The sequence below is a fragment of the Stutzerimonas chloritidismutans AW-1 genome (genome assembly GCF_000495915.1).
In the GTDB taxonomy this organism is placed as follows: Bacteria; Pseudomonadota; Gammaproteobacteria; order Pseudomonadales; family Pseudomonadaceae; genus Stutzerimonas; species Stutzerimonas chloritidismutans.
The window spans coordinates 115,410-121,752 of the sequence record NZ_AOFQ01000058.1 but is presented as its reverse complement, the minus strand read 5'-3'; the positions used below and the strand labels follow the sequence as shown (position 1 = coordinate 121,752).

Genomic DNA, 6,343 nt, shown 5'->3' with positions numbered 1-6,343 from the left:
CCCCGACCTTACCCCGCCTGTGGAGATTCCTGCGCGGGCCGAGAACGTTGGCGAAACCACCATGTCCACGACATTGGTCAATGGTGACGTCAAGGTCGACACAGTGGAGCATTTGCTGTCGGCAATGGCTGGCCTGGGGATCGACAACGCCTACGTCGAACTCTCAGCGTCGGAAGTGCCGATCATGGATGGTAGCGCTGGACCTTTCGTATTCCTGATTCAATCCGCCGGCCTGCAGGAGCAGGACGCCCACAAGAAGTTCATCCGCATCAAGCGTGAAGTGACAGTCGAGGAAGGTGACAAGCGCGCTACCTTCCTGCCTTTCGACGGCTTCAAGGTGAGTTTCGAGATCGATTTCGACCATCCGGTTTTCAAAGGCCGCACCCAGACTGCCAGTGTGGATTTCTCGAGCACTTCCTTCGTCAAGGAAGTCAGCCGTGCACGTACCTTCGGGTTCATGCGCGACATCGAGTTCCTGCGCTCGCACAACCTGGCACTTGGCGGCAGCGTTGAGAACGCAATCGTGGTGGACGAAACCAGTGTGCTCAACGAAGACGGCCTGCGTTACGAGGACGAATTCGTGAAGCACAAGATTCTCGATGCCATTGGTGATCTGTACTTGCTGGGCACCAGTCTGATCGGCGAATTCCGCGGCTATAAATCCGGCCACGCGTTGAACAACCGTTTGCTGCGCACCCTGATGGAACAAAAGGATGCGTGGGAACTGGTGACCTTCGATGACCCGCAGACCGCACCGATCTCCTACATGCGTCCGGTGGCAGCCGGCTAAGCTGTACCTCTCTTCCTAAAATTTAAGGCCACCCTAGGGTGGCCTTTTTTTATGGTGCGCCAGGCATGGCGCGTAGCGCCGTGACTGGCGCTGTCGGGTTCACTGTGGTGGTGAGCCTGGCGACTTGGAGGTGAAAGTCCTCTACACACCCGGCAAGGGGAAGTGTTAGCTGAAGGCAAGGGTGTCGCGGGCGACTGCGAATCTGAAGGAAGCCCGAGGCAAAATGCTGGCCTGACGAACAGGAAGCGGATGAGGCGGCGCAGCGGGGTGAGGTGGCCATAATCGCCAAAGCCCGATACTTGCACGGAACGCTGCGACGTAGATCCGACAGGCATAAGCAGGAAGGTCGCGCGAATTACCCTGGGAGATCTGTACGCTTGCCATTGTGCTACCGATTGTCGAGAGGCGACGGGATGGGCGTGCAGAAGTCAGCCGAGGCCGTAGTAAGTGGCGGTCAACCACGCCATCAAGGGCCGAACAGGTCATGCCGCCAGTAGGCGTCAGCGTCTCGTCGATAACCGAAATGCAGAAATTTCTCCAAGAGAAGACTGTCACCCCGAGTCCCGGCCAGAGGCCGAGGATGACGCCTGACAGCGCAGAGGTATCGGCGGCGTCGGTGACGTGGATGAACGCGGAGCCGGACACGCTGATGGAGCGGGTGCTTGCACCGGCGAATCTCAAGCGTGCGTATCAGCGCGTGGTCAGCAACAAGGGGGCGCCGGGTGCCGATGGCATGACGGTCGCCGACTTGGCAGGCTACGTGAAACAGTATTGGCCCATCCTGAAGGTCAGGCTGCTGGCAGGTGAATACCATCCCCAGGCAGTGCGGGCGGTCGAAATTCCCAAACCGCAGGGCGGTATGCGGCAACTGGGCATTCCCAGTGTCGTGGATCGCCTGATCCAGCAAGCCCTGCTGCAACAGCTCACGCCGATCTTCGATCCGCTGTTCTCGGACTATAGCTACGGCTTCCGTCCGGGCAGAAGCGCTCACCAGGCTGTCGAGATGGCCCGCACCCATGTGGCGGCGGGTCATAGGTGTTGCGTGGAACTCGATCTGGAGAAGTTCTTTGATCGGGTCAACCACGACATCCTGATGTTCTGTGTTGAGCGCCATGTCGAAGACAAACAGGTGCTCAGACTCATCCGCCGTTACCTCGAAGCGGGCGTCATGTCGGACGGGGTTGTCAGCCATCGGCAGGAGGGGGCGCCGCAAGGCGGCCCGCTTTCGCCGCTGCTGTCGAACATCCTGCTCGATGAACTCGACCGTGAGTTGGAGCGGCGAGGCCATCGCTTCGTGCGCTATGCCGATGACGCGAACATTTATGTCCGTAGTCCGCGTGCTGGCGAACGAGTGCTGGCCAGTGTCGAGCGGTTCCTGAATCACCGTCTGAAACTGAGACTGAATCGGGACAAGAGTCGCGTGGCTGGGTCGTGGAAATGCGACTACCTGGGGTATGGGATGAGTTGGCACTCGCTGCCTAGACTGCGAGTGGCAACCATGAGCCTGCGCCGTGTGCGCGACCGTCTCAGGGAACTGCTGCGAGGGGTGCGGGGCCACAAGATGGCGAATGTCATCGAGCGGGTAAACCCGGTGCTGCGAGGCTGGGCAGGCTACTTCAAGCTCAGCCAGAGCAAGCGTCCACTGGAAGAGCTGGATGGCTGGGTCAGGCACAAACTTCGCTGTGTCATCTGGCGGCAATGGAAGCAGCCCTCTACGAGGGCGCGCAACCTGATGCGCCTGGGATTGAGCGAGGAGCGTGCCTGCAAGTCGGCCTTCAATGGCCGAGGCCCGTGGTGGAACTCAGGAGCGCCGCATATGAATCAGGCGCTGCCGAAGAAGCTATGGGACAGACTTGGACTGGTCTCGATACTGGATACGATCAATCGGCTTAACCGCATGGCCTGAACCGCCGTGTACGGAACCGTACGCACGGTGGTGTGGGAGGACGGCGGCCGTGAGGCCGCCTCCTACCCGATTTTCGCTGAAAAGCTGACGGGAATGGCGTGCCGCCTGCTTCAGCGAGGCGCCGCTGGCGCGTGCTGGGCTAGTTCATGCCGTCCAGCAAGCCAGCCAGGTCGTCGGCATGCTCTTCCTCCTGGGCGAGGATGTCCTCGAAGATGCGGCGGGTGGTCGGGTCCTTGTCGCCGATGTACTGGACGATTTCCCGATAACTGTCGATGGCGATGCGTTCGGCCACCAGGTTCTCGAAAACCATATCGCGCAGGCCGTTGCCTTCGGCGTACTGCGCGTGGGCGCGCTCCGTCAGGCCGTCCGGGTTGAAGTCCGGTGCGCCACCCAGTTGTACGATGCGCTCAGCCAGCCGATCGGCGTGTTCCTGTTCCTCATTGGCATGCTCGAGAAACTCGTCCGCGGCGGCGCTGGATTTCAGCCCTGTGGCCATGTAGTAGTGGCGCTTGTAGCGCAGATAGCACACCAGTTCGGTCGCCAGCGCTTCGTTCAGCAGATTGATCACGACTTCTCGATCGGCCGAGTAACTCTCGGTGACGGCGCCATTCTCGACATGTTGACGAGCCCGCTCGCGCAGGCTCTGTTTATCGCTCAATTGTACGTAGCTCATCGCCATCTCCTGGTCTGGTTCACCGCGGACGCGGTGATTCACGGTTCCCAGTTTGAGAACAGGATGCTGGCGAAAAGTTTAGCGGTGGGGCTCGTCCGGCGGTTCGGGCTCAGGCTCACCCGGCTCATCAATCGGCACAGGGTCGCCTGGGTCCTCGCGCTTGGGATTGCCCTCTTTCGGAGCGGTTTGGTCAATCATCGGCATGCCCTCAGTCCTCAGCTCAGCGCCCGTAGCAGTTCGTTCTTGCGCATCTTCGAGCGGCCACGAATGTCCCGCTCGCGGGCCTTTTCCATGAGCTGGTCGCGGGTCATGTCGGCAAGCGCCGTGCTGGTCGACGTCGAGCTTCGTGCCGGACCCTTGTTTGGTGATTTGCCCTGGCGGGCATCGGCTGCGCGGTGGGCCGAGTCCTTGCGCTCAGCCCGCTTGGCGGTCTCGCCCTTGCTCCTGCCCGAGCCCCCTTTGCGTTCTCCGCCGCCGGATTGCTTGTTGACCGTCGCCCATGCGCGCGCTTCGGCCTCGTCCTCGGGGACGCCACGCTTCTCGTAGCCTTCCTCAATGTGTTCGGCCTTGCGTTGCTGCTTGTCGGTGTACTTGGTTTTTTCTCCACGAGGCATGCTGGTCTCCTTCAAGGGGAGCGTTGAATGCACAGGCCCGAAGCGTGCTCGCGCCTGTGCCCGGCTGTCAGCGATGCAGTTTGCGCTGGTTTTCCTCAAGCTGATCGCAGGTCAGGAAGCCCTGGCCGTCCACGCGGCCGGAGTCATCGAAACTGACGTAATAAGGTTGCTGATGGCCATCGCGATTGAGGATGTAATCGTGGCAGATGCCAGGCACTACAGTGCGAGCTGCGGCCTTCGAGGGCTCCCCACCGATGGCCAGTACCTGCTCCTGAGACATGCCGGTCTCCACATCGCGTACCAGTGGCTCGTCACGGAAGGTGATGCGGTCTACCGGGTTCTGCACATTGCCGGAACAGCCGGCGAGCAGCACGACAGGGGCGAAGATGTAGATGGCGCGCTTGATCATGGGAGTGCCTCGTTGCGTATGGACGTTACCTTTATGGCCATACGGCGTCCGGCAAGGTTCAACGGATCAGCGGGCGACGGTATCAACGGTCATCAGGGGTGACGCGCCAGACCACGTTGCCGACATCGTCGGCCACCAGCACGGCCCCGGTCTTGTCCTCGGCGACGCCTACCGGGCGACCCATTGCCTCTCCTGCCTCGTTGACGAAGCCGGTCAGCACATCCTCTGCCTGCCCAGCCGGCATGCCGTTGCGGAACGGGATGAAAACCACCTTGTAGCCACTGCGCGGCTTGCGGTTCCAGGAGCCGTGCTGACCAACGAACGCGCCATGGTGGTAGTGCTGCGGCAGCAGCGTGTCTTCGTAAAAGATCAGGCCGAGCGAGGCGGTATGCGCGCCCAGTGCATAGTCCGGGGCAATGGCGCGCTCGACCAGATCCGGGCGCTGGGGCTGCACGCGCTCATCGACGTGCTGGCCGAAGTAGCTGTAGGGCCACCCGTAGAATCCGCCGTCCTGTACCGACGTCATGTAGTCCGGCACCAGATCGCTGCCGATCTCGTCGCGCTCGTTGACGGTGGTCCATAGCGCTCCGCTGTCCGGTTGCCAGGCAAGGCCATTGGGGTTGCGCAGGCCTGAAGCGAACAGACGCATGCTCCTGGCTTGCGGATCCACCTCGAGAATCGCTGCGCGGTTCTCTTCGGCCTCCATGCCGTTCTCGGCCACATTGCTGTTGGAGCCGCTGGTGACATAGAGGCGGCTGCCGTCCTGGCTGGCAATGACGTTCTTGGTCCAGTGGTGATTGATCGGCCCAGCGGGTAGGTCCACGACCTTCTCGCCGTTCGCAGTGATACGGGTGGTGCTGGGCGTATAGGGAAAGCGCAGCAGCGCGTCCGTGTTGGCGACGTAGAAGTGGTTGCCTACCAACGCCATACCGAACGGGGAGTTGAGGTTTTCCAGAAACACCGTGCGCTGTTCCGCCACGCCATCGCCGTCACGATCGCGCAGCAGGGTGATGCGGTTGGCGCTGGGGCCTCCGGAGCCAGCGCGGGCCATGATCTTGCTGGCAATCCAGCCGCGCAGTCCCTGGCTCTGTTGCTTCGGCGGTGCGTCCGATTCCGCCACGAGCACATCGCCATTGGGCAGCACATGGAGCCAGCGGGGATGGTCCAGGTCACGGGCGAACGCCGCCACGCGCAGACCGGCCGCCGCCTGCGGCTTGCCACCTTGCGGCCAGCCTTTGGCGGGGGCGATGTGTACCGTGGGCAGGACTGTCTTGTTCGGCTCCGGCAGCGCCGGTGTCGGGCCGTATCCGGATTCCACCGGAAGCTTGGCCGTTTCGCTGCAACCTGCCAGAGCAGCCAGAACGGCGCCGGTCAGAGGAATACGGAAGTTGGACATGGCGAAATCCTTGGGCTGTGGAGTGGCGTTCGTTAGCGCGGCTGGTCCGGGTGGCGACGCTTGCGCGCGGCACGCAGGGCAGTATGCCGCTCCAGCCGTGGCATCAAAGCAAAGATCGCCAGCGCCAACAGCGTGCTCATTACGGCCGTTGCTTCATGCCCGAGGCCGACGGCGACACCGATCGCGGCCGTAAGCCAGATGCCCGCGGCGGTGGTCAGGCCCTTGACGTCTTCCGCGGAGTCGCCCTTGAGGATAGTCCCGGCTCCGAGAAAGCCGATACCGGTAACCAGGCCCTGAATCACCCGGGAAATGTCCTCGAGGCTCATGCCCGCCTGCACCGGCACCAGTACGAACAACGCTGCCCCAAGCGCAACCAGCATGTGGGTGCGCAAGCCGGCGGCCTTGCGCCGGCGCTCGCGTTCATAGCCGAGCAGGCCGCCGAGAATCGACGCGATCAGCAGGCGGCTACTGACGCGGGTCGCGTCCTCCAGGTCGGTGATGTCGGAGAACTCCGACGCGATGGTGTAGGAGATGCTCGCCCACCACTCCATGTCC

Annotated in this window: 7 protein-coding genes; 2 read left to right on the top strand and 5 right to left on the bottom strand. The window is 62.2% G+C overall.

Annotation, left to right across the window (positions count from 1 at the left end):
• Together lpxC and ltrA are read left to right on the top strand one after the other, a co-directional pair.
• A partial coding sequence (lpxC, locus tag F753_RS44190; RefSeq protein ID WP_031298224.1) for a UDP-3-O-acyl-N-acetylglucosamine deacetylase occupies positions 1 to 790 on the top strand: 790 nt, incomplete at its 5' end.
• 484 nt (positions 791 to 1,274) lie between these two features.
• Entirely contained in the window at positions 1,275 to 2,696 is a 1,422-nt protein-coding gene (gene ltrA / locus F753_RS44185) for a group II intron reverse transcriptase/maturase (RefSeq protein ID WP_017517123.1), read from the top strand.
• A 139-nt stretch (positions 2,697 to 2,835) separates the two neighbouring features.
• Here the strand turns inward: ltrA and F753_RS44180 are convergent, their stop codons facing one another.
• The 5 genes from F753_RS44180 to F753_RS44160 form a co-directional block, all read right to left on the bottom strand.
• Complete coding sequence (locus F753_RS44180; RefSeq protein WP_014821332.1) at positions 2,836 to 3,369, bottom strand: ferritin-like domain-containing protein; 534 nt, start codon at positions 3,367 to 3,369, stop codon at positions 2,836 to 2,838.
• A 215-nt stretch (positions 3,370 to 3,584) separates the two neighbouring features.
• A complete protein-coding gene (locus F753_RS44175; RefSeq protein ID WP_014821331.1) occupies positions 3,585 to 3,983 on the bottom strand; it encodes a Rho termination factor N-terminal domain-containing protein in 399 nt (132 codons plus the stop codon).
• 67 nt (positions 3,984 to 4,050) lie between these two features.
• Complete coding sequence (gene osmE, locus F753_RS44170; RefSeq protein WP_023446563.1) at positions 4,051 to 4,392, bottom strand: osmotically-inducible lipoprotein OsmE; 342 nt, start codon at positions 4,390 to 4,392, stop codon at positions 4,051 to 4,053.
• Positions 4,393 to 4,474: 82 nt separating this feature from the next.
• Positions 4,475 to 5,788 carry a PQQ-dependent sugar dehydrogenase gene (locus tag F753_RS44165; RefSeq protein WP_023446562.1) on the bottom strand — a complete coding sequence of 438 codons (1,314 nt, stop codon included), beginning with the start codon at positions 5,786 to 5,788 and terminating at the stop codon, positions 4,475 to 4,477.
• A 32-nt stretch (positions 5,789 to 5,820) separates the two neighbouring features.
• The gene (locus tag F753_RS44160; RefSeq protein WP_014821328.1) at positions 5,821 to 6,339 is read right to left on the bottom strand and encodes an MgtC/SapB family protein; all 519 of its coding nucleotides are present in this window, start codon (positions 6,337 to 6,339) and stop codon (positions 5,821 to 5,823) included.
• Positions 6,340 to 6,343: the final 4 nt, after the last annotated feature.

Bases quoted from the DNA above. Each gene is read 5' to 3' on its own strand.
- osmE (WP_023446563.1), bottom strand. From the start codon at position 4,392: ATGATCAAGCGCGCCATCTACATCTTCGCCCCTGTCGTGCTGCTCGCC.
- F753_RS44180 (WP_014821332.1), bottom strand. From the start codon at position 3,369: ATGAGCTACGTACAATTGAGCGATAAACAGAGCCTGCGCGAGCGGGCT.
- F753_RS44160 (WP_014821328.1), bottom strand. From the start codon at position 6,339: ATGGAGTGGTGGGCGAGCATCTCCTACACCATCGCGTCGGAGTTCTCC.
- ltrA (WP_017517123.1), top strand. From the start codon at position 1,275: ATGCCGCCAGTAGGCGTCAGCGTCTCGTCGATAACCGAAATGCAGAAA.
- F753_RS44175 (WP_014821331.1), bottom strand. From the start codon at position 3,983: ATGCCTCGTGGAGAAAAAACCAAGTACACCGACAAGCAGCAACGCAAG.
- F753_RS44165 (WP_023446562.1), bottom strand. From the start codon at position 5,788: ATGTCCAACTTCCGTATTCCTCTGACCGGCGCCGTTCTGGCTGCTCTG.